General features: G+C 62.6%; 27 protein-coding genes. 5 read left to right on the plus strand and 22 right to left on the minus strand.

The features are described 5' to 3' along the window. Positions 1-21: 21 nt before the first annotated feature. The 8 genes from BLU28_RS00265 to BLU28_RS00300 all read right to left on the minus strand — a co-directional run bounded on the left by BLU28_RS00265 (position 22) and on the right by BLU28_RS00300 (position 7,541). A complete protein-coding gene (locus tag BLU28_RS00265; protein WP_077986785.1) occupies positions 22-3,825 on the minus strand; it encodes a baseplate multidomain protein megatron in 3,804 nt (1,267 codons plus the stop codon). 17 nt (positions 3,826-3,842) lie between these two features. Then, positions 3,843-4,277, minus strand: a complete 435-nt coding sequence (locus BLU28_RS00270) for an NlpC/P60 family protein (RefSeq protein WP_077986784.1) — start codon at positions 4,275-4,277, stop codon at positions 3,843-3,845. After that, positions 4,274-5,158: a DUF2163 domain-containing protein gene (locus BLU28_RS00275; RefSeq protein WP_077986783.1), complete on the minus strand. Its 885-nt coding sequence runs from the start codon at positions 5,156-5,158 to the stop codon at positions 4,274-4,276. The genes BLU28_RS00270 and BLU28_RS00275 overlap by 4 nt, the downstream gene beginning before the upstream one ends. Next, positions 5,155-5,793 (minus strand): TIGR02217 family protein, encoded by a 639-nt coding sequence (locus tag BLU28_RS00280; RefSeq protein ID WP_077986782.1) that lies wholly within the window; start codon positions 5,791-5,793, stop codon positions 5,155-5,157. The genes BLU28_RS00275 and BLU28_RS00280 overlap by 4 nt, the downstream gene beginning before the upstream one ends. A 113-nt stretch (positions 5,794-5,906) precedes the next feature. After that, on the minus strand, positions 5,907-6,488 hold the full coding sequence (locus BLU28_RS00285; RefSeq protein WP_077986781.1) for a phage tail tape measure protein: 582 nt from the start codon (positions 6,486-6,488) through the stop codon (positions 5,907-5,909). A 44-nt stretch (positions 6,489-6,532) separates the two neighbouring features. Further along, entirely contained in the window at positions 6,533-6,778 is a 246-nt protein-coding gene (locus BLU28_RS00290) for a rcc01693 family protein (RefSeq protein WP_077986780.1), read from the minus strand. Beyond that, positions 6,775-7,134 carry a gene transfer agent family protein gene (locus BLU28_RS00295; protein ID WP_077986779.1) on the minus strand — a complete coding sequence of 120 codons (360 nt, stop codon included), beginning with the start codon at positions 7,132-7,134 and terminating at the stop codon, positions 6,775-6,777. The genes BLU28_RS00290 and BLU28_RS00295 overlap by 4 nt, the downstream gene beginning before the upstream one ends. Next, a complete protein-coding gene (locus tag BLU28_RS00300; RefSeq protein ID WP_004440755.1) occupies positions 7,134-7,541 on the minus strand; it encodes a phage major tail protein, TP901-1 family in 408 nt (135 codons plus the stop codon). Before BLU28_RS00300 ends, BLU28_RS00295 begins: the two co-directional genes overlap by 1 nt. Before the next feature lie 89 nt (positions 7,542-7,630). On the opposite strand from BLU28_RS00300, the gene BLU28_RS00305 reads away from it, so the two are divergent. Then, a complete protein-coding gene (locus tag BLU28_RS00305; RefSeq protein ID WP_168247098.1) occupies positions 7,631-8,830 on the plus strand; it encodes an MFS transporter in 1,200 nt (399 codons plus the stop codon). Positions 8,831-8,836: 6 nt separating this feature from the next. Here the strand turns inward: BLU28_RS00305 and BLU28_RS00310 are convergent, their stop codons facing one another. The 11 genes from BLU28_RS00310 to BLU28_RS00360 all read right to left on the minus strand — a co-directional run bounded on the left by BLU28_RS00310 (position 8,837) and on the right by BLU28_RS00360 (position 17,493). Further along, entirely contained in the window at positions 8,837-9,232 is a 396-nt protein-coding gene (locus BLU28_RS00310) for a DUF3168 domain-containing protein (protein ID WP_004440751.1), read from the minus strand. Next, positions 9,229-9,570: a phage head closure protein gene (locus tag BLU28_RS00315; protein ID WP_077986778.1), complete on the minus strand. Its 342-nt coding sequence runs from the start codon at positions 9,568-9,570 to the stop codon at positions 9,229-9,231. The genes BLU28_RS00310 and BLU28_RS00315 overlap by 4 nt, the downstream gene beginning before the upstream one ends. Positions 9,571-9,573: 3 nt before the next feature. After that, positions 9,574-10,143 (minus strand): head-tail connector protein, encoded by a 570-nt coding sequence (locus BLU28_RS00320; protein WP_035210200.1) that lies wholly within the window; start codon positions 10,141-10,143, stop codon positions 9,574-9,576. A 170-nt stretch (positions 10,144-10,313) separates the two neighbouring features. Next, positions 10,314-11,582 (minus strand): phage major capsid protein, encoded by a 1,269-nt coding sequence (locus tag BLU28_RS00325; protein ID WP_077986777.1) that lies wholly within the window; start codon positions 11,580-11,582, stop codon positions 10,314-10,316. Between the two features lie 31 nt (positions 11,583-11,613). Continuing rightward, a complete protein-coding gene (locus BLU28_RS00330) occupies positions 11,614-12,204 on the minus strand; it encodes an HK97 family phage prohead protease (RefSeq protein WP_004440741.1) in 591 nt (196 codons plus the stop codon). 28 nt (positions 12,205-12,232) lie between these two features. Then, positions 12,233-12,553, minus strand: coding sequence for a DUF6107 family protein (locus BLU28_RS00335; RefSeq protein WP_077986776.1), 321 nt, complete (start codon positions 12,551-12,553; stop codon positions 12,233-12,235). 187 nt (positions 12,554-12,740) lie between these two features. Then, a complete protein-coding gene (locus tag BLU28_RS00340) occupies positions 12,741-13,907 on the minus strand; it encodes a phage portal protein (protein WP_004440739.1) in 1,167 nt (388 codons plus the stop codon). Positions 13,908-14,146: 239 nt separating this feature from the next. Then, complete coding sequence (locus tag BLU28_RS00345) at positions 14,147-14,455, minus strand: Dabb family protein (RefSeq protein ID WP_006700091.1); 309 nt, start codon at positions 14,453-14,455, stop codon at positions 14,147-14,149. Positions 14,456-14,513: 58 nt separating this feature from the next. Further along, positions 14,514-15,152, minus strand: a complete 639-nt coding sequence (locus BLU28_RS00350) for a lysozyme family protein (protein WP_077986775.1) — start codon at positions 15,150-15,152, stop codon at positions 14,514-14,516. A 557-nt stretch (positions 15,153-15,709) separates the two neighbouring features. Continuing rightward, the gene (locus BLU28_RS00355; RefSeq protein ID WP_168247087.1) at positions 15,710-16,969 is read right to left on the minus strand and encodes a DNA-packaging protein; all 1,260 of its coding nucleotides are present in this window, start codon (positions 16,967-16,969) and stop codon (positions 15,710-15,712) included. Then, the gene (locus BLU28_RS00360; protein WP_077986873.1) at positions 16,966-17,493 is read right to left on the minus strand and encodes a hypothetical protein; all 528 of its coding nucleotides are present in this window, start codon (positions 17,491-17,493) and stop codon (positions 16,966-16,968) included. Before BLU28_RS00360 ends, BLU28_RS00355 begins: the two co-directional genes overlap by 4 nt. A 341-nt stretch (positions 17,494-17,834) precedes the next feature. On the opposite strand from BLU28_RS00360, the gene BLU28_RS00365 reads away from it, so the two are divergent. Further along, positions 17,835-19,475, plus strand: a complete 1,641-nt coding sequence (locus BLU28_RS00365) for an alpha/beta hydrolase (protein WP_175477660.1) — start codon at positions 17,835-17,837, stop codon at positions 19,473-19,475. Between the two features lie 23 nt (positions 19,476-19,498). Here the strand turns inward: BLU28_RS00365 and BLU28_RS00370 are convergent, their stop codons facing one another. Continuing rightward, positions 19,499-20,338, minus strand: coding sequence for an SDR family oxidoreductase (locus BLU28_RS00370; protein WP_077986773.1), 840 nt, complete (start codon positions 20,336-20,338; stop codon positions 19,499-19,501). Between the two features lie 143 nt (positions 20,339-20,481). On the opposite strand from BLU28_RS00370, the gene BLU28_RS00375 reads away from it, so the two are divergent. Then, a complete protein-coding gene (locus BLU28_RS00375; protein ID WP_004440721.1) occupies positions 20,482-20,850 on the plus strand; it encodes a winged helix-turn-helix transcriptional regulator in 369 nt (122 codons plus the stop codon). Between the two features lie 230 nt (positions 20,851-21,080). Here the strand turns inward: BLU28_RS00375 and BLU28_RS00380 are convergent, their stop codons facing one another. Next, a complete protein-coding gene (locus BLU28_RS00380; protein WP_004440719.1) occupies positions 21,081-21,512 on the minus strand; it encodes an Lrp/AsnC family transcriptional regulator in 432 nt (143 codons plus the stop codon). Positions 21,513-21,635: 123 nt separating this feature from the next. Here BLU28_RS00380 and BLU28_RS00385 point away from each other — a divergent pair, with 123 nt between their 5' ends. Continuing rightward, on the plus strand, positions 21,636-22,736 hold the full coding sequence (locus tag BLU28_RS00385) for a saccharopine dehydrogenase family protein (protein WP_004440717.1): 1,101 nt from the start codon (positions 21,636-21,638) through the stop codon (positions 22,734-22,736). 143 nt (positions 22,737-22,879) lie between these two features. On the opposite strand, the gene BLU28_RS00390 is transcribed toward BLU28_RS00385, so the two are convergent. Continuing rightward, positions 22,880-24,340 (minus strand): protein adenylyltransferase SelO, encoded by a 1,461-nt coding sequence (locus tag BLU28_RS00390; protein WP_077986772.1) that lies wholly within the window; start codon positions 24,338-24,340, stop codon positions 22,880-22,882. Positions 24,341-24,511: 171 nt separating this feature from the next. On the opposite strand from BLU28_RS00390, the gene BLU28_RS00395 reads away from it, so the two are divergent. Next, complete coding sequence (locus BLU28_RS00395; RefSeq protein ID WP_004440712.1) at positions 24,512-26,230, plus strand: glycoside hydrolase family 32 protein; 1,719 nt, start codon at positions 24,512-24,514, stop codon at positions 26,228-26,230. The last annotated feature ends 36 nt before the right edge of the window (positions 26,231-26,266 follow it).

The raw sequence follows: 26,266 nt of genomic DNA on the forward strand, positions 1-26,266 counted from the left end.
CTTTGCTTTGTTTTCAGGCATTTATGAAAGCGGGAGAACGGCCTGTGCCGCCACTCCCAGGGGCACCGCGCGGCCGAGCTGGCGGACTCGCACGGAAATGTGATCCCGCAGCGCCGGAAAATCTGTGAGTTCGGCTGTTGCTGGATAAAACCAGAAGGGTTCCGAGACGTCGGCGGTACGCCGCACCTCGTCGCCGTCCAGCACCTCCACCCGATAACGTTCGAAAGCTTCATCCAGCGGAATCTCGCTTGCGTCCCAGCCATCGGCGTCCATCCGCCCCCGGCGTTTCCAGCTGATGAGAACGCCATCCGTTTTTCGCAGCCCGCCAAGATGCACCGGCGCAAGCGGCGTCAGCGCCCGAAATCCGGCCTCGACGGAGAAAGGCCCGACCGGCGCGCCGGCCTGTTCCGCTGCCTCGACAATCCAGTTCATTCGCCGGCCACGCTCTCCGGCGAGCAGACCGAGCGGCTGTACCGCGGCATCCAGAACAACCACCGGCGCCCCTGCCGGCGCACCGATGGCCAACGCGTCTTCCGTGCCGGCAAGGCCGCGCAGGAGAACAGAAAGCCGCCAGCGCGACCGCGCGGTTTCCTCTGCCTTCGCGAAAGCGACGATTTCCCAGACACCATTCGCCGCCCTCACGGCGATGCGGTTCTCGCCGTTCATCACCGAAAGCGGTTCGACCGATGCAACTTCGCCGAAAGGCAGATCGAGCACGATGGTATTTGCACGGTCGAAGCGACCGGAGGGTCCAGGCTTCAGCGGCATTGCCAGCGTTGCGATCCTGGCCGGACGGTCTAGCACGACGCGCTGGCCGTATCCTTCCGTGCCTGATGAGGCCGAGACGACGATGTGCCGCCAGGGTTTCGCGAAGGCGGCAACTCGCGCCGACTGCTCGGCCGCCGCACCGTCCTGATACGGCAGATCGAGAAACAGCACTTCCGGCGCGAAACCCTCGCTGCCGCTTGCGCCACGGGCACGTCGCTCGTCCGCCACACCGGCAAAAGTTGACAAGGCCGGGGAAAAGGCCCGCGCTTCCACCTGCCGCACCGCGCCATCCTCGATACGGCTGACCATGAACCGACCTGCGGGCGCCTGCGGAAAGGCCTCCGTGGAGAGACGGATGCAGTCACCCGGTTCCAGCGCAATCTGCCCCGGCGGCAGGGCAAAACTCAGGCTGCGCCGTGCCTGGCGGCTGTCGCGCAAGGCCGCCTCGATCGCCGCTTGCGCCGTTTCCGAAGATAGAGCGGCGTTGAGATCGAGCCGCATGACACGGCTGCCGGCATTCTCCACGCGCCGCGAACGCACGCTCGCCTGCTCGTAGTCCAGCGCCGGGTTGAACGAGGTCAGAACGGCTTCCGCGGGGAAATCGCTGTCGTGGCCGCGATTTTCCGACCACAGCGGTTCACCCTCCAGATCGGCGAGAATGGAAATATCCCGAACGGGCGTGACAGCCCCGTTGCGGGAGCGGAAACACAGGGTGCCGGCATCCTCCGCCACATCCAGCTGAAATGCCGCGATCAGCGGCTCCAGCAGGCTGCGGGCCGAAGTTACCTCGCCTTGCACATAACCGATGAGATCGCCGCTGATGGCGGAGACGTCGAAAGCGGAAAAGCCGTGATCCGTCAAAATGGCGGCGATGGTGTCGGCAAGCGTCGCCGTTCCCAGCCGGCCGTTCAGCCAGTGGCCCGTGCGCCAGTTACCGCCATCGCTCCACGTCGCACCGTTTTGCGGAAAGGCCGGGAAAGGCCGCGCATCCCAGGTCCACAGATAGATCCGGCTCGTATCCACCATCGCGGTATCGCCATTCTCCCAGTGCCCCAGATGCGCCTCCAGAAAACGCCGCTGCTGGCTGTCCGCCCTGCTTTTGCGGGAAAAATGGGGAAAGGCGTTTTCCGCCGATTTCGGATCGGGAAAGACATTGGGGCGTGTCGCGCTCTTGTCCACCGCCGGGCAGCCGAGTTCCGTGAACCAGATGGGCTTCGAGCCCGGCCTCCATGCGGTCGGCGTGGTGCCCTCCTTCCCGCCGGGCCGATCGTAATGGAGATGTTCCCACCAGTTTCGAAGGTCCTTGTAGCGGAATACCCATGGCTTTGCCGTTGTGCCATCGGCAATGGGGGTTCGCCGCCGGGCCGTGCGGTCGGCTTCGCTTGCATAAAACCAGTCGAAACCCTCGCCAGCCGTAACGGCGCGGCGGAAGGCCACAGCGTCATCCGGGCCGGTCATGCCGTCAGGATTGCCGTTTGCGGCATCTTCGTCGCGCCAGTCGGAGAGCGGCATGTAATTGTCGATGCCAATGGCGTCGATGTCTGAACTCGCCCAGAGCGGATCGAGATGGAAGAACACGTCCCCAGAGCCGTCGGCCGGCTGGTGACCGAAATATTCGCTCCAGTCCGCAGCATAGGTTAGTTTCGTCGCCCTTCCGACGACAGCCCGTACATCGCGCGCGAGCCGCACCAGCGCCTCCACGAAGGGAAAGGCGCCGTTGTCGTCGCGCAACCCCGTCAGCCCCCGCAGTTCGGAACCGATCAGGAAGGCGTCGACGCCTCCCGCTTTTACCGAAAGGTCGGCGTAATGCAGCACCATGCGTCGATAGCCCTCGGCGCGGGAACAGAAACGATCGATCTCCAGCCGCGCACCGGCGGTACGATCGGCCGATCCGGGCCTCCCGGGTGCGGGAAAGCAGGTGATGCGCCCCCGCCAGGCATAAGCGTCCTGTTCGGCCTTGCCATAGGGATCCGGCAGCCCGTTGCCCGCCGGCACGTCCATCATCACAAAGGGATAAAGGCAGACCTTCAGGCCCCGCGCCTTGAGGTCGGCTATCGCCTGCAGCACGCCTTCATCATTCGGCGTGCCGCCATAGGCGGGACCGCCATGATGATGGCTGACCGGATGCGCCCCGGCGCGTGTCAAGCCGGCAACGGACCACGGCGCCGTCTCCCCCTCCCGGTCCCCCACTTCAACACCCGGCAGGATGCGGCATTCGCCCGCCCGCATATCCGTGCCGAACCAGCTCACCACCAGCGCCACGCTTTGAAGAGCGGGGCAAAGCGCCTGCAATTCATCGATGGCAGCGCGCCAGTCCGTCTCGGCCGTCAGGCCGTTACGGTTCATCACGCGGCTTTCACCCATGCCCGTATGCTCGGAAACCGGCACCGTTGCGTAACCATGTTCGGTTGCGCCCGGAATGACGGTCACGGCGCGGATCGACTTCTCCAGCCCGCCGACCGGCCGCACCACCTCGAACTGCATGAGCGGAATGCGGTTGCCATAGGCTTCAAGCGGCAGGCGCTCGATGACGACATAAGCGAGGCCGCGAAAGGCGGGAGCATTGCCGCTCCCCTGTTTCGCCTCGATCAGCGGATCGGGCAATTGCGTTGCGCTGCCGGGATAAAAGCGCATCTCGATGCCGGTCAGGTCAATTTCGCGCCCATCGGCCCAGACGCGCCGCACGAAGGCCGCCTCCCCCTCGCAGAGACCGATGGCGAGATTGGCGAAATATCGATAGGTTTCCGTCCTTGGGCCGCGGTTGCCTTTGCCACCACGTCTCTGCACGACACGGCTTTCTTCGAAACGTGTCGCCCAGATCAGGGTGCCGCCGATCCTCGCCGTACCGTAAAGCCGGTTTATCGCGGCGCCTTCATCCGCACCGGGAATACGCGCGGCCGAGAGCCGTGCCCCGGACACGGTACGACCGTCTGAAAGCAAGGCGCGATCCACGGCGTTGCCAGCCAGCGCGCCGGCCGCACGCCCGATGATCGCTCCCACGGGCCCAAAAATACCGCCGAGCGCCGCACCTGCTGCCTGAAATAGTATGGTTGCCATGCCTGCCTCAAAAAATCTCAGGGATCGGGAAAGCGGAAAATGCCGGCGATGCGCCGTTTCCAGCATGGCACCAAGGCGGAACGCACCACCGCCGCCTGCTCATAAGCGTGGATGAAATGCCGGGATTCCGCGAGGATGCCGAGATGTTTAGCCGCCGCATCGGCCCGCCAGCGGAACAGCAGCAGGTCTCCGGGCTTTGCCCCGTCCAGGCCCGAAACGTCGGGAAAATGACGTTGCACGGCCGCCATCAGCCGGTCCTCACCACAGCGCTCGGCCCAGTCAGGCGCATAGGGCGGCGGAAGTTCCGGTTCGCTGCCGTAGAGTTCGCGCCAGACGCCTCGGATCAGGCCGAGACAATCGCAGCCAACGCCCCTTAGCGACGCCTGATGCCGATAGGGTGTGCCGATCCACGGCTCGGCCAGCGCCAGCACCTTGTCTCCCGTCTCGCTCATGGGAACAAGGCCCCGCCATCGTGGGTGTGACCACCGCTGGCATAAGAATAGGCGAAATCAGCCCCTGGAAGATGGGGAAATCCCCTGAAATTCAGCTGATTGGCGAATGTATGCCTGCATGTGGCGAAGCTCTTGTCGCAACCGGCCGTGACGGAAAAGCTGTCTCCCGGCAACGGTGCCTCATCCGGTGGAAGCCAGAAAGAAAGAAGCGCGCCGCCATTGCGCTGCTCATGACCATCGAGATCGAACCCGCGCCCGGCAAGCGGACCGGTGAGAAAATGCACCTTTCCCCCGTTGAAAAAACCATCCGGGAAAGCATCGAGCCCGGTTGCGACGAGATTGCCGGCCGCGTCCACCGCCGCCACCCGGCCATTGCCGGTGAACCGCGCCAGAGCCACGCCGCAGCGTGCGTCTCCCAGCGCGGCATCGCAGCGCCGTCCATAAACCCGCCCCTGCGGCTGGCTGAGGCGATGGGCGAAACTGCGCAGCTCGGCGCGAAAGGACCCGCCCGCCCGGGTTACGTCGCCGATCTCGCGCAGGGAGAGAAGCACATGCTCTTCCGGAGCCTGCCAGTTGACGAGGTAAAGCTCCACTCTCGCTCCGTCGAAACGGCCGGCGGCAAGATCCTCTTCCGAAATCGCCTCGCTGGAAAAACCGCCTGCCACTTCACCTGCGCCGGCGCCGAGCCCGGTTTCGCTGTCATTATCGCTGGCCGAAAAACCGCTGGCGGCCAGAAAGGCCGTGCCGGCGAAGAAAAGCGCCTCGTCATGATCGGTGAATCCGATTTCGGCGCCATCCTTCAACGTCACTTTCCAGCAATGGCAAGTGGTCGTGGCATCGCTTTCAAGATGCCCGGCAAGGGCGGGAGCGATCGTTTTCATGGCTGGATTTCCATCAGCGGAATGGCGGGAATTCGCCCGGCTTCGAAGGCGGTGAGGTTGATGTCGATGCGGTCGGTCGCGAACCGTACCGGTACATCGAATTCATAGCCGGCACGGACCACCGCACCGGCGGGCGGAACCTTTCCGGAACCGAATGTCACCATACCGGTCGCGTAATCGCAGGACATATCCGAAGCGGATACGGGCACACCCTCGACCGATACGAGGACGGAGCCCTCGGCAGGCTTTTCCACCCGGCGGGTGAAGAAGCCACCCGCATCGGCATAGGTCTTGACCAGTTGAAACCGCACCGTGACGCCATCACCCACGCCGATCCTCTGATCGGTCGATGCCGGCGTGTCTCCCGGCGGGCAGGATTTGAAGTCCACGGGATCGCGAAAACGAAAGCCGTAAAGCTCGCCGCGCCGCGCTTCGAAAAAGGCCAGCACCTCATAGAGATCGGTGAGCGAGCGGATGCCCGAGCCGGCGTCATAGGCACGCCTGGCATTTCGCCAGCGCTGATTGCGGCTTTCCCGCCCATTGGAAAGATTGACGATGTCGGTCCGTCTCACCGGCCCGCCGCTCACACCGAGCGCCAGCCGCAGCGGAAACCGCACTTCATGAAATGCCACCATGTCGTTGTTCCTGGATTCATTTCGCTGTTCGGGGTGTGCCGGCCGCAGGCCCTCATCCTTCGCGGTTTGTCCATGCTCGGCAGGCCGGTCGGGACAGGGACAAGGTCTGCATATTACAGTCCACGCTGGCCGCGCCCGACGCTGCGCGCCAGCATTGCGGCAATCTGGCCTTCGCTTTTGCGGAAGCTTGCCGCATCCGTCGCCGTGACGTTGAAAATGATCTGGGACCCGCCGCCGGCGGAAGGCGCCGCAACACCGAGTGCACCATCCGGGCCGCGCTTCAGAGGCAATATGGCTTCCGCCCCTGCTTCTCCCATCAGGCCAAGCCCGCCGTCCATGGGAAAAAACGCCGGGCTGGAGACGACACCACCCTCGGCGAAAGGCGTGACGCTGCGCCCCGGCATCCCGCCATCCGCGAAGGCGAAGAGCGAGCCGCCGCCGTTCAACAACCCGCCGACGGCATTGCCAATCATGGCCTCAAAGGGTTTGAGCCCGGCGGAAAGCGCGATGCCCGACAGCCGCTGCCCAAGGCCGCGCAGCACATCGTCCAGCCCTTTGCCGCCTGTCGTTGCCGCCTGCAGTGCAGACGTCAGCGCCGCTCCGAACCGTTCGGAGCGGCGTTCGAGATCGCCCATCACTTCGGACAGGGCTTCCGCCTCCTCCCGATTTTCCGCGATCGATCCTTCACCCGCCATCGTACCTGCCTTTCCGATTCAAACTGGAGCTTCAAGTATTTGAATTAAAACATCTTCGCGAAACGATGATCGGATGCCTCCCTGTCGGGAAAACGCCGCATCATCGCCTCCATCTCCTGTCGATCGGGGCCGTGTGAACCGGAGCGCACGCCGCCCGTCATGGCGAAAAACTCTCTGGGCGTCAGCCGCCAGAAGACTTCGGAAGAAAGCCGCAGTAGGCAGAAACCCGCATGGAGAACCGCATCCCAGGGAAAAGGGCGCGGCGTCGCATCGCCTGCTGCGGCATTCAGGGGTCCCGCGGCGTCTCCCCTTTCAAACCGCCGAAGGTGGCGGTCAGAAGTTCGGCGACGATGGCGGCATGGCCGACAATGCCACCCTCCACCGTGGCGCTGGCAACATCCTCATCCGAAAAAACATTGCCGGCGCCGCGCAACCCCGCGCCGATCACCCGGATCATGTCGGTGGCCTTCATGCGTCCGCTCGCAAAACGTTCGGCGAGCGCTGTCAGGTCGTCGACTTCGAAGGCGGTTTCGAGCTCGGCAAGCGCGCCGAGCGTCAGGCACAATATGCGCCTCTCGCCGTCGAACAGCGCTTCGATCTCGCCGCGATGGCGGTTCGCCCGCCCGTAACGCAACCCTTGCGGCATCACAGCGCTCCAAAGGTCAAAAGACCGGCCGATTCCAGCGCGATCTCAAATTGCACTTCGCCATCGTGACGGCCGGAATACTCCAGCGCCACGATCTGGAACGGCCCGATAATCGTGCCGAAATCGGGTATGACGATCTGCCAGCCGGGAATGGTGCCCGCGAAAAACGCGCCGCGCACGAGCGCATCGCTCGCCGCATCCTTGAATATGCCTGACGCCGTCAGCGCGGCCCTTTGCACGCCGGCACCCGCCAGCAACTCGCGCCAGCGCCCGACGCTTTCCCCATCGGTAACGTCCACCGCCTGGGCGTTAAAGGCCAGCCGCCGCGTTCTGAGCCCGGCAACAGTGACATATGTTCCGGCATTGTTGAATTTCAGCAGAAAATCCTTGCCCTTCTGCGCCACCATCCTGTTTCCTTCCGTTTCGATTGCGGTTGCAGGGTGTTGCGGGCCTGCGACCAAAAATGTTCCTTGCCCTCGCATTGTGCGATCTTGCCATGTCCGATGCTGCTTCCCCGACGTTCCGTACACGCCTTATCGGCGTGCTGGCGCTTGGGCAGGTCGTCAGCTGGGGTTCCGGTTTCGACATGCTGGCCATTCTCGGTCCACGAATGGGCAGCGAACTCGCCATCGCCAACGAAGTCGTTTTTGCAGGCCTGACCGTGATGATGACCATCAGTGCGCTTTGCGGGCCGCTGCTCGGGCGGATGCTTGTGCGCCACGGCGCAGCGCCGGTGCTGGTCAGCGGCACCCTGCTTTTTGCCTGCGGCTTTGCGCTGCTTGCTTTTGCAGGCGGCGTGACAAGCTATCTGCTGGGCTGGGCGGTGATGGGCTTTGCCGGCGCCTGCGGGCTGACAACGGCGGCACACACCGCCGTGGTGGAGCGCGTCGGGGCGGAAAGCGGTCGATCCCTGACGCTGCTGATGGTCTTTACCGGCCTTTCGGCGGCCGTGTTCCTGCCCGTTACAGCCTTTGCGGAGCAGCATCTCGGCTGGCGCGGCACCCTCATCCTCTACGGCTGTCTGCAGCTGTTCCTGCTTCTGCCGCTTTACCTCTTCGTTCTTCCGAAGAGTAAGGGCGGCAATCCAGGCCAGCGCCCGCATCCTGGCGAAATCCCGGCCTCGCCGGTGGATACGCGGCGCGCCTTCCTGCTTCTGGCGGCAATGACCACGCTCAGCGCCTTCACCGCCTTTGGCTTCTCGCCGCTTCTGCCTTTGCTTCTCGTGCATTCAGGCGCATCGCAAGCGCTCGCAATCCAGCTGGCATCGGTGCGCAGCGTGCTGGCGATTACCGCGCGCGGGCTAGATTTCCTGCTGGGAAAACACGGCAATCCCTTCATCACCTGCCTGATCGGCCTCTGTCTTCTGCTGACATCCTTTCTGGTGCTGCTCGTGTTTTCTCCGGCCATACCAGCCTTTGCCGGCTTCATCGCCCTGTTCGGCTTTGGCGCGGGCGTGCTGACGGTCAGCCGCGCCGTTCTGCCGCTTGCAGTGTTTTCTCCGCAGCAATACGGCCTTCAGGCCGCACGGATTTCGCTTCCGCAAAATCTCGCCATCGCCTTTGCACCTGTCATTTTCAGCATGGCGCTCGATCGCGGCGGCGTGGCGGCGATGCTTGGCATCGCTTCCATCCTGATCACCCTTTCGCTGCTGCTGCTGATCCTGCTGTGGAAAACCGTGGCCGGCCAGAAAGCGTAAGGCCCTTCATTCCGTTACCGCCCTGAACCGCATTTCAAGGACGAAGTTCCGTGACTTCGCCTCACGGCGGGAGCGGCTGGACAGCATGTGCATGTTGACGAGCGAAAAGCCGACGAGCGGCAGCGCGGCATCATCAAGCAGCGCTTTTACCCTTGCGGCGATCTCACCCGTGGATCTGCGGCGATTGGCATCACCCCAGATTTGCAGCGTCAGAAAATGCTCCTCCGCGCTTTCCGTCGCCGTCGAATAATCGCGGGTCTCGACCTCGTCGAAGACAATACATGGCAAAAGGCCACGCGTCAGAAGCCGGTCGACGATGCCGCCGGGGTTGAGGTCTGCCAATTCGGCATCGCCAGCGAGCTTTGCGACGATCGCCTGAAGAAGCGGGTTCGCGGCGCTCATTGGTCTTCCTCTTCGCAACGGCAGACGATGAAGCGGCGGGTTTCGTCGGGATCTATCGCCGTTCGGATGTTGAGGATGCGCGACCCCTTGCGAAAGCGCATCCCGGTGCCGATGTCGATGTCGTTGCGCCAGGCGAGCCAGACACGATGGGTAATCGTTGCCCCCTCGGCCGAAGCCCGCTCGTGCGAGGCTTCGGAAACCGGTTCGATGGCGCCCCACAACGCGTGCACGGCCTTCCAGCTTTCGGCGGCGCCGCCCTGTCCATCAGGCATTTCCGACCGCACTTCCAGTTCCAGTCGCGCCGTCAGCCTGCCAGGATCAAGAAAGACGAGGTTCATGGCCTAAAGCCCCAGACGGCAGAAAGGAGACACCAGCCGCTCATAACCAGCCGGAACGGCGGCCGGCTGGTTTTCCGGCGCGACGGCGCCGCGAAAGGCGAACATCTGCGCCACATGCATCAGCATGGCGCGTTTCAGCGTATCGGGCACATCCGTCGCGGCCTCGCCATGACCGGCGGTGAAATCGATCTCGATGCCATTCAGCTCCCGTTCCGGGGCCGGCGGTTCGCGCAGCCACAGCCGTGCCGGCCGCGCCGCGCCGTCGAGCAGCTTTTCGGTGGCGGTGATGTCTGCCACGCGCCCCTGCCCGTCGAAAACCAGAATCGTTTCGATGGCTTGCACCGGCGTCTTGCCAATCAGAATCACGCCCGTTTCGGGCCACCGATCGAGATAAAGCCGCCAGGTCTGGCGCAGGAGGCACAGCCCGGTGGTGCGTTCCAGATGCTCGCGGGCCGCGCGTATCAACGTGGCAAGCAAGGTGTCCTCGTCACCGCTGTCGAGACGCAGATGCGCCTTGACGTCGGCAAGGGTCAACGGCTCCGCCTGCGGCGGATGGATGAGGGCATAGGTCATGGGGTCTCCGGAGATTAGGGCGAGCGGCTGCGTCTTTCGCCTTCTTCCCGCCGGGAGAAGATCGCGGCAGCGGGTCGTGGGGGCAAGGGTCGGGGTAAACCGAGAGCTTGCCCCCTCATCTGCCCTGTCGGGCATCGGCGGGGAGAAGAAACACGCGGCACCGTCGAGGTTCAATTCACCCCGAACTTCACCAGCTTGATCGCCTCGAAATTCTGCACGCCGCCGCCCACGCGTTTGGTGGTGTAGAAAAGCACATAGGGTTTGGCCGAATAGGGATCGCGCAGGATGCGGACGCCGGTTCGGTCAACAACGAGGTAACCGGCGCGGAAATCCCCGAAGGCGATGGCGAAGCTGTTGGCCGCCACATTGGGCATGTCCTCGGCTTCCGTCACCGGAAAGCCCATCAGCGAGGCGGGCTGACCGACGGCAGCCGGCGGATGCCAAAGATAGGCGCCGGTCGTGTCCTTGAAGCGTCGAAGCGCACCCTGCGTCTTGCGGTTCATCAGGAAGGTGCCGTTCTGGCGATGGCCGGCTTTCAACGCATAGATGGCGTCGAGCAGCACGTCCATGGGACCGGCGGAGGAAAAGCCCGCCGATACGCCGGTCGCGACATAACCGATATTGCCCCAGCTCCAGTCGTTATTGGCAACGGTCGTATAGGCGAGGAACCCCCTGGGCTTGTTGATGCCGTCGCCGCCAACGAAAGCCGCCGCCTCCTGTTCGGCGAATGCGATGTCCACCTCGGATGCGATCCACGCCTCGATATCGACCGCCGCATCGTCCAGCAGGCCCTGGGTGGCGGCAGGCATGGCATAAAGCTCCATGGTCGGGAAAGAAAGCTCCGACAGTTTCGGTGTCGCCGTTTCCGGGCGCGCCGCCGTTTCCGAAACCCAGCCGGTGGCGAGCCCGCCGGCGGCGAAGGGTTTTTTCAGCACGGCTGCGGACACCTGTCGCACCGTGGCGAGCGCCCGGACAGGCGAAATCGCCGTCATGCGCCGGCCGATCTCGCCATCCGTCTCGGTCGGAAGAAGAAAGCCGCCGTCCGCCCCGGCCGAGCCGGCAAAGGCCTTTGCCTCGAGATCGCGCAGCGCGGCTTCCTCGCCCCGGCGGATATAGGCCTCGAAAGCGGTCTTGTGCTCTTCGGCATCCTGCGACAGCGTGTCCTTCCGGCCGAGCGCAGGCCGCGCCTTCTTCAAAGCCAGATCGTCCATGAGCCTGCGGTTGTCGTCGAGCGCCCTGTCGATGCGGTCGAGCTTGTCGCGGGTCACGACATCAGCCCCCATCTTGCGTTCGATATCGGCAAGCCGCTGATCGTTGGTCTCACGGAAGGCTTCGAAGGCCTCCATGAACTCGTCGAAGGCGGCCGTCATCGTATCGGGGAAGGCCTTCAGCTGCGGCGCAACCGTCATCGGGGCCGGTGTCGTTGTCTGCTCTGTCATGTGGTTTTCCTTGTTGCGGTTTGTCCGGAAATCAGCGTTTGAAGGCGGTATCGAAAAGCGAACGGGCGGCGCGGCGCATGCTGCGCACCAGTTCGGTGTCGCGGTCGCGGAAGAAGCGGGCATGCTTGACATCGGAGACGCGAGCCGAGGGAAGCATCGGAAAAGTCACGACGGAGATCTCCCAGAGATCGGCCTCCAGAATGCGCCGGACGCCGGCGCGGGCCGCCTTGCCGGAACGCCCTTCCCTACTCGAACGAACCGTGCGGAAACCGATGGACAGCCCGTCCAGAGCGCCGGTCTTCATCAGCGAATGGACTTCCCTCGACCGGGCGACGCCGGGCGTGAGGATACCCTCGACATAAAGGCCACGCTCATCCTCGCGGATGGTGCGCCAGACGCCGATAGGCTGGGCCGGATCGTGCTGGTAGAGCATGCGGATACCGGACGCACCGCGCTCCTCGATGGAGCGGCGGAAGGCGCCGCGCTCGATCACATCGCGGCCGAGATCGATCTCGCCAAAGACGCTGGCGTAACCGGAAAAAGTGCCGTCGCCGGCAATGCCGCGCAGTTCCAGATTGGCGAATTTACGCGTGGCGGGACGCGGCCCGCGATAGGCGTGCATGGGTAACTCCTGCGATGTGAGGGGAATATCAGGCGCGCGGGCGGGCGCTGTAACGGTCGGCGATGCGCACCAGCACGCCCAACCCCCACCAGGCCCCCATGCTGGCGGCGGCGGAACCCGCTACCATGATTTCGCGACCGGAAAGCGCGCCGGCAATATCAAGCTGCTGCACGATCCCAAGGCCGATAGGCCCGCCGAAGATCATGCCGCAGGAGACCCCGGTGATAAAACGGCTCGCGGCCTCGCGCTTGCTTTTCGGCAGGAGATAAACGAGCGATACACCCGCGCCCGCCACGGCGCCGGTGATGCGGGCGGCCCAGATGCCGGCCTCATTGGCGAATTCAGACATGGTTAATCATTCCGTTCTAGGATGTTGTCATCGGGCGGACGCGCCGCGTCGCACGCAGCCGCTTCCTGCGCGCCTGCACCGGGTGATTTTACGAATCTTCGGAATCGCTTGGACGGATGAGCTCACAAAGAGAATCCGCTTCTTCAGACAATGCTTGAACCGTCAAAGCGAAAGAAACGCCGTCCGTTCAATAACCGACGGCCTCGCGTTTTTCCTCGTCGCTCAGGAACGAGGCTGCGCCGATGCGTGTCCAGAGCGCGTCCCGCTCGCCCGCGAGCCCGGCAATCCGATCAAGATCGGCTTCCAGTCGCAGGCCCACGCCGAAGATCGGCGCAAGCCAGCCGCAAAGCCTCGCCGCCGTGCGGTTGACGAGCGGCAGCACGGTGAGGCGATAGAAGGCGCGGTTTGCTTCCTGGTAATTCGCATAGGTATTGTCGCCGGGAATGCCGATCAGCATTGGCGGTACTCCGAGTGAGAGCGCGATATCGCGGGCCGCGCCGTTGCGGGCTTCCAGAAAGTCCATGTCGCGCGGCGATAGTCCCATCGCCTTCCAGTCCAGCCCGCCCTCCAGAAGCAGCGGCCGGCCGGCATTCATGGCGCCCTGATAGCCCTCCTCCAGCTCGCGCTTCAGCCGTTCATATTGTTCGGCGGAAAGATTGCCGCCTTCCCGCGGCTGATAGACCAGCGCGCCGGAAGGCCGGGCGGAATTATCGAGCAGGCGCTTGTTCCACTGGCTGGCCGCGTTGTGAAGATCAAGCGCCGCGCCGGCGGAGGCGAGCGGAGCGAACCCCACCCGGTCATCCAGCGGATGGAACAGTTTGAGATGCAGCAGCCCCAGCCCGTCCCGCTCGGCGGCGATGCGCCGCGTGGCCCGGCCTTCGGCGCGGTAATCATAAGCCGCCGGCCAGCCATCCGGCCCTTCGACAATGCTGAGCCGGTCAGGCCGGAGAAGATGCAGTTCACGCAGCCGCCCGCCGATCACAAGCGGCTCGACATAGGCGTTTCCGGCCAGCATGAGGTGGCCATAAAGCGCCTCGAAGAAATCCGGCCCGCCCATGTGCGCGCCCGGCCTCGCCAGAAGCGCCAGCAGCGGATGATCGCCTATCTCGTCATCGCCGTCGTAAAGCAGCCAGTTCACCGACGCGGCCGCTTCCGCCACCATGCGGGCAGCCCGGTGGGCTACGGGATTCTTCATGAAACCCTCACGGGCAAGCGCGGCATAGGACCGGCCGGACCAGAAGGCCTGCCCGCCCTGCATGGCCACGGCCATGAAGCCGCCAGCCATTTTCCGGTTTTCGGGCATGGCGTTGCCATCCGCCGGGCGCTTGCGCGGCAGGGAAAAGGGAAATCGCATGACGGTGTCCTTGTTTGTGATGTTCCTCATCCCTGGCTTGTCACAGGGAACCAGCCAGCCCAGCTCTTTGGGCCGAAGAGAGTCTTGTCGTCGCGCAGACACGCGTCGGCTGGTTTCCTGCGACAGGCACAGAAATAAGGGATACCGGGACTCAAAGCCCAAACGGAAAAAGATTTTTTTCGCCGGCTCTCGGCAGACGACGGGCAGATGCCCGTCACTTGCGCAGCTGAACCGAACCGTTACCGGATCGGTGCTTTTACTGCCGTATCGCTGTCGAAATCGGCGGCGACGCGGGTTTCCCGCAGCGGCTTCACCGTGCGGGTGGAAAGATCATAGGCGGGATCGGCCTTGTAGGCCGCCAGCGCCGCTTCGTTTTCGAACTCGCCATAAACGATGAAATCGACGGAATTGCCCCATTGGTCCTTCTTCACATTCTCGCCGATTTCCAGCTTCAGCGCATGCGGAATCGCGGTAAGGCCGGAAAGGCCCTTGCGGACGGCGTCGCGGTTTTCCTCGGGAACGGTGAAAAAGACGATATGGCGGATCACGGTGTCACCTGTCATGCGAAATTCGAAGGCGGCCTTCTCGGCGCTGCGTAACGGGTTATCACCTGGGCCGCGCCGGTTCAATCCGCGCCGCAAGAAGGGCCCGATGAAATGCGCGCCCATAATTGCCCACCAGGCTGGCCCGGTCGCTGCCATTGATGATGGCGCGCGCCGCATCCCAGTCTTCGCGCTCTGCATCGAAGAAATCCGCAAGACGTCTGCCGGTGAAGCTGCCGGCCACCATGCCCTGGATCAGGATAGCCGTCGCCACGTCCGCTTCCATGGCGCGCGCGGGGCGGCCGGTTAGATCCACCCCCGTCAGCACCGACATGGTCTCATAATTGCGGCGATGGGTCAGCTGAACGAAGCCACGTCCCAGCCAGCTTTTCCCTTCCGCATCACGCCGCCAGTAGGGTCTGCGGACCATCGGCAGACCGCCGGCGGCAAAGGCGCGGTCGAGCCGTGCGATCGCTTCGGCATCGGTTGTCGCCAAAGTCTCGCGCACCGGCTGCATGGTTGCCGCGGTCTCGTGGAAAGCAGTCGCCAGCATATAAGCCAGCCACCGGGGATCGCCGCCGGGCAGCGCCGTCGCAAAGCCCGACAGGATCGTCTTCATCCCTGCAAGTTGCGCCGTGCGCAGCCGCCCGCCGAACAGGGATTTCCGCACCGACGCGACGAATCGCGCCTCGTCAAAGACCATGGCCTGCTCCTGATATGACACTTGATATGACTTGGGGTTCATGACCCGTGACGTCCGTCAGGACTAAATCGATTTGAAAAAACCTTAATCGATTTTAATCCTCGGACCGGGGTTTTGGAGTAAAAAATTCCTTGAATTCCGGAACCTTAGCGCGCTAACTCCATTTACCGCGCAATCCTGCAGCGTTAACCATTCAAGGAGGAATGCCACCATGACAGCGACAATCCCCCAGACCGTTTATGACCGTCTCGAAAACGAGTGGCGCCAGATGCGTGAAACCGGCTCCCAGCCGAAGCCGGCGCAATCTCCGAAGAAATAATATTTGCCCGACGCCCGAAATCGGGCGGGTCCTTCACTTTTTCTTCTCCCCGCCGGGGAGAAGATGGCCCCAAGGGTCAGATGACGGGGCAAGGTCCTGACATCCATGCTCTCGCGGCACATCTTGACCGTTGCCTCTTCATCCCGCGCTGCGGTCCTTCTGCCCAACGGGAGAAGAAACAGGCGACACGCTTGAGGCGTTATTGGCTCTAGGTCCCTGGAGCCACTAAATCACCGTCTCACATCCCCCGCACCTTCGGTTCGCTGGTCACCATCGTCGTCAGCGCAGTGATCGCCCAGACGAGTGCGTCCAGCCTGTCCGGCGAGCGCCCGGACGACAGGCCTTCCGGTCCGAAATCCGTCATCTGGTCCTCAAGCTTTTCAAATCGCGCGGCGTGGCGCACCCTTCCCTGCTCATAGAGCGCGGCGACCGGTTCGGCGCGGGCGAACTTTCCGCGGCTTGCCCGCACCAGCGTCAGCGGCAGGTTGGCCTCTACGCTCTGCAGCATGGCGCGCACCATCTCGCCGCCTTGATTGACCTCTGCCACGACGCGGTCAGCCTCGTGGCGGCGGAAGGCGGCGACGACGGCGCGAGCCCAGCCGGCCGGCGTCTCGCCTTCCACCGAACAATCCGCTAGCACCGTGAGACGCCCGGCCATGCCCAGTCCCGCCACGACGATGCCGCAGCAGGAATTTTCACCACTGCCGGCCGGCGGATCGACCGACACCACGATCCGCGAAAGCGGCGCAGCCGCAACCTCAACGATCGCTTCCAGATCGGCGCGTTTCCATAACGCGCCCTCGCGCTCATCGATCAGTTCGCCGCCAATTTCCTGACGGCCGAGCCGCGTGCCCCCGTAGCGGTCCTGCATGGCTTTCAGAAAACCGGGAGAAAGGTTCCGCGCGTTCATGGCCGTCGGCATCCGGGCCACCCGGCTCGAAGGATCGGCCAGAAGCGCCTTCAGCAATGGAATGGGCCGTGGCGTGGTCGTCACCAGCTGTCGTGGCAATTCACCCAGACGCAGGCCGAACTGCAGCATGTCCCAGGTTTCCTGTGGATATTTCCATTTGCCCAGCTCGTCCGCCCAGGCCATGTGGAACTGCGGCCCGCGCAGGCTTTCCGGGTCTTCCGATGAGAACACCTGCGCCATCGCCCCGTTGGGCCAAAGCAGCCGCCGACGCGACACCTCGAAGGCGGGACGATGGCGGCGGGCAATACGGCAAATGCCGGAAATGCCGTCGATCATCACCTCCCGGGCATCACCCAGCGTTTCGGCAACCAGCGCGATGCGCAAATCCGATTGCCTGCCGGCGGAAGCGACGGCGTGAACCCACTCCGACCCGGCGCGGGTCTTGCCGGATCCGCGTCCGCCGATCAGAAGCCATGTCCGCCAGTCGCCCTCCGGCGGTTGCTGCGGCAGGTTGCCGATGAAACGCCAGTCGCGCAGAAGATTGAAAACCTGCGCCGGCAGATGGGGTCCGGTCGACATATCCGTCATGTATCGGTTTCTGCGAAGGGGCTGCAAGCGGGATCGGTTGCCATCTTTGCGCGGCATTTCTGTTCAGCCAGTTCATCGATGCGATTGAGGAAATGCGCCACCGCCGCCTCGTAGTCCCCGACCTCGGTTTCGTCTTCGCTGAAAAGAGCTTCCCTTTCTTCCGCCAGCACCCGTTGCAAAGCGTCGATCCGCTCCAGCGTGCGAACGATCAGCGACAGCTGGTCCGTCGCAGCCTTCACATCGGCGCGGGCGAGCTTGCCCGAAGCATCCTCCGCCGTCGCCAGAAAGGCCGCTTCGCTCACTTGGCGGAGATTGCGGTACAGGCAGAACTGCTCGCGCATCTCCTCCGTCAGCTCATTCAGCAATTGCCGCAGGCTGCCGTTGCGCGCCGCATCTTCGGCGGCCAGCCTGTCGGCCCGCGACTTCGTCTCGGGCGCGGCTTCCGGCATGTTGTCAGCCGCATAGGCGGGCGTTTCCGGCCAGACGCTGTAGAGCGCCGGATCGCAATTGCTGGACGTTGTCATGGGATTGGCCTGCGAGAGAAAGAACAAATAAAGAGGAGCCCGCGAACAAGGCAAGTTTGCTTGCACCTCATTCACCCTCATTCCTGTGACAAGCACAGGAACGCGGTGGTGAAGAAAGCGCTACGGGCAGTCCCAAAGACAACCATTGCCGTTCAGCCGCAAATCTCCGACTATAGCCAAACACTATCAAACCACCGTCACGGTGTAAAGGATTATTTTCCTATTTCTGTGATTTTTATCCTGATCACGGGATTTGCACCCTCGTCCGTCACATATTACACTTAGCATCAGGCGGTGAGTAGAAGGGACAAGTCAAGTTGGTAAAACAATGGGTTGAGCGGTTGTTTGCGGGTCTTTCGGCAACCGGCATCGTCTTTGGCTCGGTTCTCTTCTGCGCTTCTCTCACACCATCGCTCCTGCCGCGAACATGGCTGATGCAAGGTGTGCTGTGCGGGTTTTCTTTCGCGATCGGTTACATGATCGGCGTCGCCCTTCATGCGATCTGGGCTTATCTGGAGCTGCCTGAACCCTCGCGTCATAATGTCCGCGGCGTTCGGTTTCTCATTGCGCTTGCCGCCGCGATTACGGCGATTGCGTTTCTGTGGCAGGCGAAAGACTGGCAGAACTCCATTCGCGTGCTGATGGAGCTCGATCCGCTCCCCAGCGCGCACCCCACCAAGACAGGCGCCATCGCCATACTGGTGGCTGCCATTCTCATCGGCGCCGGCCGGCTGTTCCAGCTGATCCGCCGTTTCTTTGCGACGCGCAGCCGGCATTTCCTGCCGCGCCGGCTGGCTAATGTGCTCGGCATCGCCGCGGCCATCATTCTGTCCTGGATGCTGCTCAACGGGCTGATCTTCGACATCGGCCTCAGATTTGCCGATTCCTCGCTGAAACAGGTGGATGCGCTGATCGAACCCGATGTGCCGCGCCCGTCCGATTCGCTCAAGACCGGCAGCAGCGCCTCGCTGATGACATGGGAATCGCTCGGCCGTCGCGGCCGCGAATTTGTCGCTGAAGGCCCTCGTAGCGCAGACATCTCCGCCTTCACCCACCGCCCGGCCAAGGAGCCGCTCCGGGTCTATGCAGGCCTGAACTCCGCCTCGACCCCGGATGAAAGGGCATCTCTGGCGCTTGAGGAACTGAAACGTGTCGGCGGCTTCGAACGCAAGGTGCTCCTGGTGGTCATCCCCACCGGCACCGGCTGGATCGATCCGGAAGCGCTCGATACCGTCGAGTATCTGCATGACGGCGATATCGCCAGCGTTGCCGTGCAATATTCCTATCTCTCAAGCTGGATAGCCTTGCTGACGGAGCCGGATTACGGCGTCGAGACGGCGCGCGCTTTGTTTGAAGCCGTTTATGGCTACTGGACCACCTTGCCGAAGGAAAAGCGGCCGAGGCTTTACCTGCACGGCTTGAGCCTCGGTTCGCTCAACTCGCAGAAGTCCTCCGATCTTTACGATGTGCTCTCCGACCCCTTTCAGGGCGCGCTGTGGAGCGGCCCTCCTTTTTCCAGCCCGACATGGCGCATGGCCACCAATGGCCGGGTGAAGGGCACGCCGGAATGGCTGCCGCGTTTCCGCGATTCCTCCGTCATCCGCTTCGCCAACCAATATACCACCGCGCATATGCCTGATGCGACCTGGGGGCCGATGCGGATCGTTTATCTGCAATATGCCAGCGACCCCATCACCTTCTTCGAAGCCGCCTCGCTTTACCGGCGGCCGCAATGGATGGTGCATCACGGGCCAGACGTTTCCACATCCTTCCGCTGGTTCCCGGTCGTCACCCTGCTGCAGCTCGGCCTCGATGTTGCCGCCGCCACCACGGCGCCGATCGGATATGGCCATGTCTATGCGCCGGAACATTACATCGATGCCTGGACGGAGGTGACGGCGCCGCAGGGCTGGAATGCCGAGGATATCCAGCGGCTGAAAATGTTCTTCAAGGCCCGCCGCGGCTCCACCGATCCGGCTTAAGCGCGGCGGGCTCTTGTTGAGTCTCAGCCTTTAAGCCGGTCCAGATTGTCGGCGATATAGGTCTCCAGCGAACGCGGCGCATGGCCGGTCAGCGTTTCCACGTCGCCGGTCACCACCGCCGTCCAGCCCTCACGAACGGGATGGAAGATCGAGGCGAGGAAGGACGCATAGTCCTGCGGCACACCTGCACCCGTGAGGATGCCGATAAAGACCTCGTCCGAAACGGCGGCATAAGACACTGGCTTGCCGATAGCCTGCGAAATCAGTGCTGCCGCTTCGCCGTAGCCAACCGCCCTTGGTCCGGTCAGATTGAAGGCCTTGCCGTCAAAGGCCGCGGATGTCAGCGCGGCGGCGGCGCTATCGGCGATATCGCGCACATCGATGAAGCTCGACTTGCCCTCGCCCGCGGGAACGGCGATCTGGCCGTGGTCGATGCCGGCTTTCCAGTAGCTGTGGAAATTATCGGCAAACCAGTTGGGACGCAGGATGACGTAAGGCGTGCCTGACGCGATGATTTTCAGCTCGATCTGGCGATAGGGAATGGAATCGTCGGCATCGACACCGAGAACGCTGAGGAACACGATCTTCACCTTCCGGCGCGCGGCCTCCTCGACAACGGGCGTCAGCGCGTCGATGGCATCCAGACGTCCGCCGGAAAGAAGCAGGAACAGGCGGTCAACACCGTCGAAGGCATCCGCATAAGTCGATGCGTCGGTATAATCAAAACGCACCCCTTCCGCGCCGTCCGACGCCCTGCCGCTGCGCGACGCCGCCTTCACGCTTTCGCCCTTGGCCAACAGTGCCCTGACCAGCGGCGTGCCGATGGTGCCGGTTGAACCGATTACGAGTATCTTGCCTGCCATCTCAAATCTCCTTAGTATCTAATGGAAACCATGTTTCGAAAACACAGATACTGCGTTATAGAAATCATTAAAAGAGAGCACTTTTCGGTTAGCTGGTTTCCTCGCGGAAACCGGTATGGCCTTGAAACAACAGGGTGAAATCGATGGCAAATATCTATGACGTTTATGAGGACCGCTGCCCGACACGCATGGTGCTGGACAGGATCGCCGACAAATGGGCGCTGCTGATCCTCGACAAGCTGCGGCGTGATGCCGTTCGCTTCAACCTGTTACGGCGCGAGATCAAGGGCATATCGCAGAAGGTGCTGTCGCAGACGCTGAAGAAGCTGGAGCGTGACGGGCTGATTTCACGGCAGGCCTTTCCAACGGTTCCTGTCACCGTCGAATATTCACTGACGCCGCTGGGGCGCACGCTGACGGACACCGTGGCGGCGCTTGCCCATTGGGCGGAGGGCAATATGGACGCGGTGATGGCGGCACAGAAGGCCTATGATGAGCGGACGGTGGTTTAGACGGCTTCGCTTTCGCGTAGCGAGAGAAAAATAGGAGTGGCAATCCTTTGTTGTTTCGTTTTGCAGACCATCGCTTCCGTCATACCGGACTTGATCCGGTGTCCAGCCAGCCCAAGTCCATGGGCTGAAAAGACTCTGTTCCCCGCGCAGAAGCGCAGCGACTGGATGCCGGATCAAGTCCGGCATGACGGAAGTGGGTTTCGCTTATCTTCCACTCTTTCAAACGCTTCTTACCGCGAGATCCGCGTCGACAGAATGATCGATGACAGCGTGCGCTCCACGCCGTCCAAGGCGCCAATGCGGTCGATCAGCCGGTCGAGATCGAGGATCGAAGGGGCGGCCAGAATGGCGATCAGGTCAAATGTGCCGCTCACCGAATGCAGCGTCGTCACTTCCTTGATGGCGGCAAGCGCCGCAGTCACCGCTGGCAGAGCCTTCGGCCCGATGGTGATGAGCACATGCGCGCGCACCAACCCGGAAAGATAACTTTCCGAAAGCCTGAGGCCGTAACCCGCGATCACGCCGTCTGCCTCCAGACGCTCGATGCGGGCCTGCACCGTGGTGCGCGAAAGGCCGAGCCTGCGCGCCAGTTCCGCCACCGGCATGCGGGCATTTTCGGAAAGCAGCGCCAGCAGCGCCCGGTCCTTGTCAGTGATCGTCATAGTGATCAATCCTGTCGTCTTATCGTTCAATAATAACGAGCGATCTGCACATAGTGAAGCTCCGAATCGCAGTGAAACCGCAATATGATTGTGCCCTACGAATTTTTCTGCGGGGAACAAAACATGAAAAACATCGTCGTCATAGGTGCGGGCAACATCGGCTCGGCCATCGCCTGGATGCTGGCTGCCACAGGCGATTATCGCATCACGGTTGCCGATCGCTCGGCCGACCAGCTGGCCAATGTGCCTGCTCACGAACGCGTCGACACCGAGATCGTCGACATCACCGATCGTCCGGCGCTGGAAGCACTGCTAAAAGGCAAATTCGCCGTGCTGTCCGCCGCCCCCTTCCACCTGACGGCGGGCATTGCCGAAGCGGCCGTTGCCGTCGGCACGCATTATCTCGATCTGACCGAAGACGTGGAATCCACCCGCAAGGTCAAGGCATTGGCGGAAACGGCGGAGACGGCGCTCATCCCGCAATGCGGCCTCGCGCCCGGCTTCATTTCCATCGTCGCCGCCGATCTTGCCGGCAAGTTCGACAAGCTGGACAGCGTGCGTATGCGCGTCGGCGCTCTGCCGCAATATCCGTCCAATGCGCTCAACTATAACCTCACCTGGAGCACGGACGGGCTGATCAACGAATATATCGAGCCCTGCGAAGCGATCGTCGAAGGCCGCCTCACCGCCGTTCCGGCGCTTGAGGAGCGTGAAGAATTCTCGCTCGATGGCGTCACCTATGAGGCTTTCAACACGTCAGGCGGTCTCGGCACGCTTTGCGCCACGCTGGAAGGCAAGGTGCGGACGATGAATTACCGCACCATCCGTTATCCCGGCCATGTCGCGATCATGAAGGCGCTGCTGAACGATCTCAACCTGCGCAATCGCCGCGATGTGCTGAAGGACCTGTTCGAGAACGCCCTTCCCGGCACCATGCAGGATGTGGTCATCGTCTTCGTCACCGTCTGCGGCACCCGCAACGGCCGCTTCCTGCAGGAAACCTACGCCAACAAGGTCTATGCCGGTCCCGTTTCCGGCCGGATGATGAGCGCCATCCAGATCACAACCGCCTCAGGCATCTGCACGGTTCTCGATCTGCTTGCCGAAGGCACGCTGCCGCAGAAGGGCTTCGTGCGCCAGGAGGAAGTGGACCTGCCCAAGTTCCTCGATAACCGGTTCGGCCGGTATTATGGCGCGCATGAGCCACTGGCTCGGGTGGGGTGAGTTACCGGCCTCAGTTTATTCCGTCATACCGGCCTTGAGCCGGTATCCAGCCAGCCCAAGTCCTTGGGCTGGAAATACTCTATTCGCCGCGCAGACGCGCGTCGGCTGGATGCCGGATCAAGTCCGGCATGACGGTGAGGTCGTCACGTCCCGCAAAACGTCCTGAACACCCGCTCATGGCTCATCGGCGGCTGCATATAGACGAAATTGTCCGGCCGCTCCTCGAAGGGCGTCGCAATCGCCTTCAGCATGGCGTGAAAGGGCTCGAAATCATCCTCCTCCACTGCCGCCTCGATCAGTTCCTCGATGCGGTGGTTGCGTGGGATGATGGCGGGATTAACTGACAGCATCGCCGCCGATCTTTCGGAATCGGAAATCCCCTCCCGACCGGCTCTTTCCCGCCAACGGGCGAGAAATTCGTCCGCGCCCGCAATATCGATGAACATGCCGCGGAATGGCTCGGCGTCGCCATTGACGGCATGCGAAAGACGACGGAAGGTCAGCGTATAGTCCGCCTCCGATGCCTGCATCAGCGCCAGCAGCCCCTGCACCAGATCCATATCGCCCTCTTCCTCCGCCGTCAGGCCAAGTTTTGCGCGCATGCCGGTAAGCCAGCGTTTGGGAAAGGCGTCAGCGAAATCGGCGAGAACCCCATTGGCGAGTTCAGCGGCCTTTTCCACCTGCGGATCGAGCAGCGGCAGCAGGCATTCCGCCAGCCTTGCGATGTTCCACTGGGCGATGCCGGGCTGGTTGTTATAGGCGTAACGGCCCTGCGCATCGATGGAGGAAAAGACCTTGTTGGGGTGATATTCATCAAGGAAGGCGCAGGGGCCGAAATCGATGGTCTCCCCGGAGACCGCCATATTGTCGGTATTCATCACGCCATGGATGAAGCCCACCATCATCCAGCGGGCGATGAGGTCGCATTGCCGTTGCGCTATGCCCTGCAGCAGGGCGAGATAAGGATTGCCTGCCTCTTTCGCCTCGGGATAATGACGGTCGATCACATAGTCCGCGAGGTTCCTGATTGCCTCGTCATCCTCGCGCGCGGCGAAGAACTGGAACGTGCCGACCCGGATGTGGCTTGCCGCGACACGGGTGAAGACGCCGCCCGGCAGGCCGACTTCACGCTGCACCCTTTCGCCGGAGAGGACAGCCGCCAGCGCCCGGGTTGCGGGAATGCCCAGCGCAAACATCGCTTCCGATACGATATATTCGCGCAGCACAGGGCCAAGCGCGGCGCGCCCGTCACCCCTGCGCGAGAACGGCGTCGGGCCGGAGCCCTTGAGCTGGATATCACGCCGTTTGCCGTTCCTGTCGATCACCTCGCCCAGAAGAATCGCGCGGCCATCGCCCAGCTGCGGCACGAAACCGCCGAACTGGTGGCCGGCATAGGCCATGGCCAGCGGTTCGGCTCCCTGAGGCACAACATTGCCCGAAAAGATCGCCGCCAGTCTTTCATCGTCAAGGCCGGTGACGTCGAGACGAAGCTCGTCGGCAAGCCCACGGTTGAAGGCGATGAGGCGCGGTGCCTTTACCGGCGTCGGCAGCACCGCGGCGCTGAAACGCTCCGGCAGGCGGGCATAGGAATTGTCAAATTTCATCACGGATAAACTCCCTGCTTTGCCTCTATATGGGGCCGGAGGGTGGCGGATGCGAGCGATAAATGCCGAAGCTCCGCTCCTTCGCCTCATTCAATTTTGCGCAATGAACTTTCCATCGCCATCATCGTTCCTATGCTTGATCCGCAGAATGCCGAAAGGAAAGGAAAAGCAATGACCGTCGTTGAAGCCGTAACCGCCGAACCGGAAAGCGCCATCCGTACCATTCACACCGATCTGCCCGTCAACGCCACCTTTCATGTCTGGCTGAAGGCAAAAAAAGCCGGCGAGCCGGGTGCGGTTTCCTTCTCCAATCAAAACGGAAAATTCGCCGAAGTTTCAAGCGTCAACACCGAAGAGTACGGGTTTCGGATCTATCAGGTTTTTGGCGGCGGCCATGTGGAGCTGAGTTACGACACGGTCACCACCGCCGTTTCGGTGATTTATTGGTTCACGGCATCGGATGTACTCGAAACCGGCATCACGGTTGTCCATACCAAGCCTGACAATGCCGCGCCGGAACTTCCCGGCAGCTACCACTTCCGCCCGCCCTTCGGCTGGATGAATGACCCGAACGGCTTTGGCCGCTTCGAGGGCCGTCCGCATCTGTTTTATCAGCATTATTCGCACGGGCTGCGGTGGAACACCATGCATTGGGGACATGCTGTCTCCTCAGATTATCTTCGCTGGCGGCATCTGCCGATCTTCCTTTTTCCGTCAGAAGACCTGACCACCCGTCCGGACAAGCGCGGCGGCGCCTATTCCGGCTCCACCATTCCGCTGGTGGAAGGCACCGGCATCCGCGTGTTCTTCACCGAGCAGGTGCAGGACCGCATTCCCGAACAGCAGATACAGCTCACCGCCACCTCTTCCGATCTCATCATGGCAGGGCAGGCAGACGTCATTCTGGGCCATCGTCCGGACGGACAGGGGCTGACGCCGGATTTCCGCGATCCTTACGTCTTTCGCGGTCCCGATGGCTTATGGAAAATGGTGCTCGGCAGCCAGAGCGAGGGGGGCGGTGTCATCCTGCTTTACGAAACGCTCGACCCCACGGCTGCTTCCGGCTGGACCTATGTGGGCAAGCTTTGGGTGGAAACGCGTTATAAAACCACAGCCATCGAATGCCCCTGCCTGCTGCCGCTCGATGGCCCCGCCAATGCCCGTTCCACGCGCTGGGTGCTGATCTACGGACTGATGCACTCGGAAGACCCCGAGACAGGCCGCAAGAACCTGACGATGGCCGATGTGGGCTGGTTCGACGGCAAGGTCTTCACCAAGGAATCCGGTCAGGAGCTCGATTTCGGCACCGATAATTATGCCTTTCAGGCCTTTCTGGACGGGGATAGCATCATCGGCATCGGCTGGCTGGCCAATTGGGCCGACGCCAATCCCGAGATCGATTTCCCCACCTCCATGACGTTACCGCGCCGGATCACTTATGTGAATGGCGAGCTTCTGACCCCACCCATCGGCGCGGCCGAAAGCCTGCGCAGCCACATTCTCGACCGCACCCGGCTTGCGGCCGGCGAGCGCGTCACCTTCATCAACGGCGCAGTGGAGATATTGATCGAGCTTGCGTCGCCGGGGGTGCCCTTCGAACTCGCGCTTGATCATCCGACGGTCACGCTCGGTCTCGTCAGCGACGAAACGGGCCTCTGGATCCGCCACGAGGATGGGCGGGAGGGCCCCTCCCCACATTACATTGCCAAAGGCGCAAGGGCCTCGCGCGTTCGTATCTTTCTGGATTACGGCTCCATGGAGGTTTTTGCCAATCGCGGACGGTATGTCGGCACGAAACGCATCGAGGGCTTCGAGCCCGTGCGCGCCGCTCTTTTGAAGGCCGAGCCCGGGGCGGTGGTCCACGCCACGACCTGGGCGCTGCGTCCCTAAGGAACCTTTTGGCGGATTGGGTGGTTGATAGACCAG

The sequence above is a fragment of the Agrobacterium pusense genome (genome assembly GCF_900102105.1).
GTDB classification, from domain to species: Bacteria; Pseudomonadota; Alphaproteobacteria; order Rhizobiales; family Rhizobiaceae; genus Agrobacterium; species Agrobacterium pusense.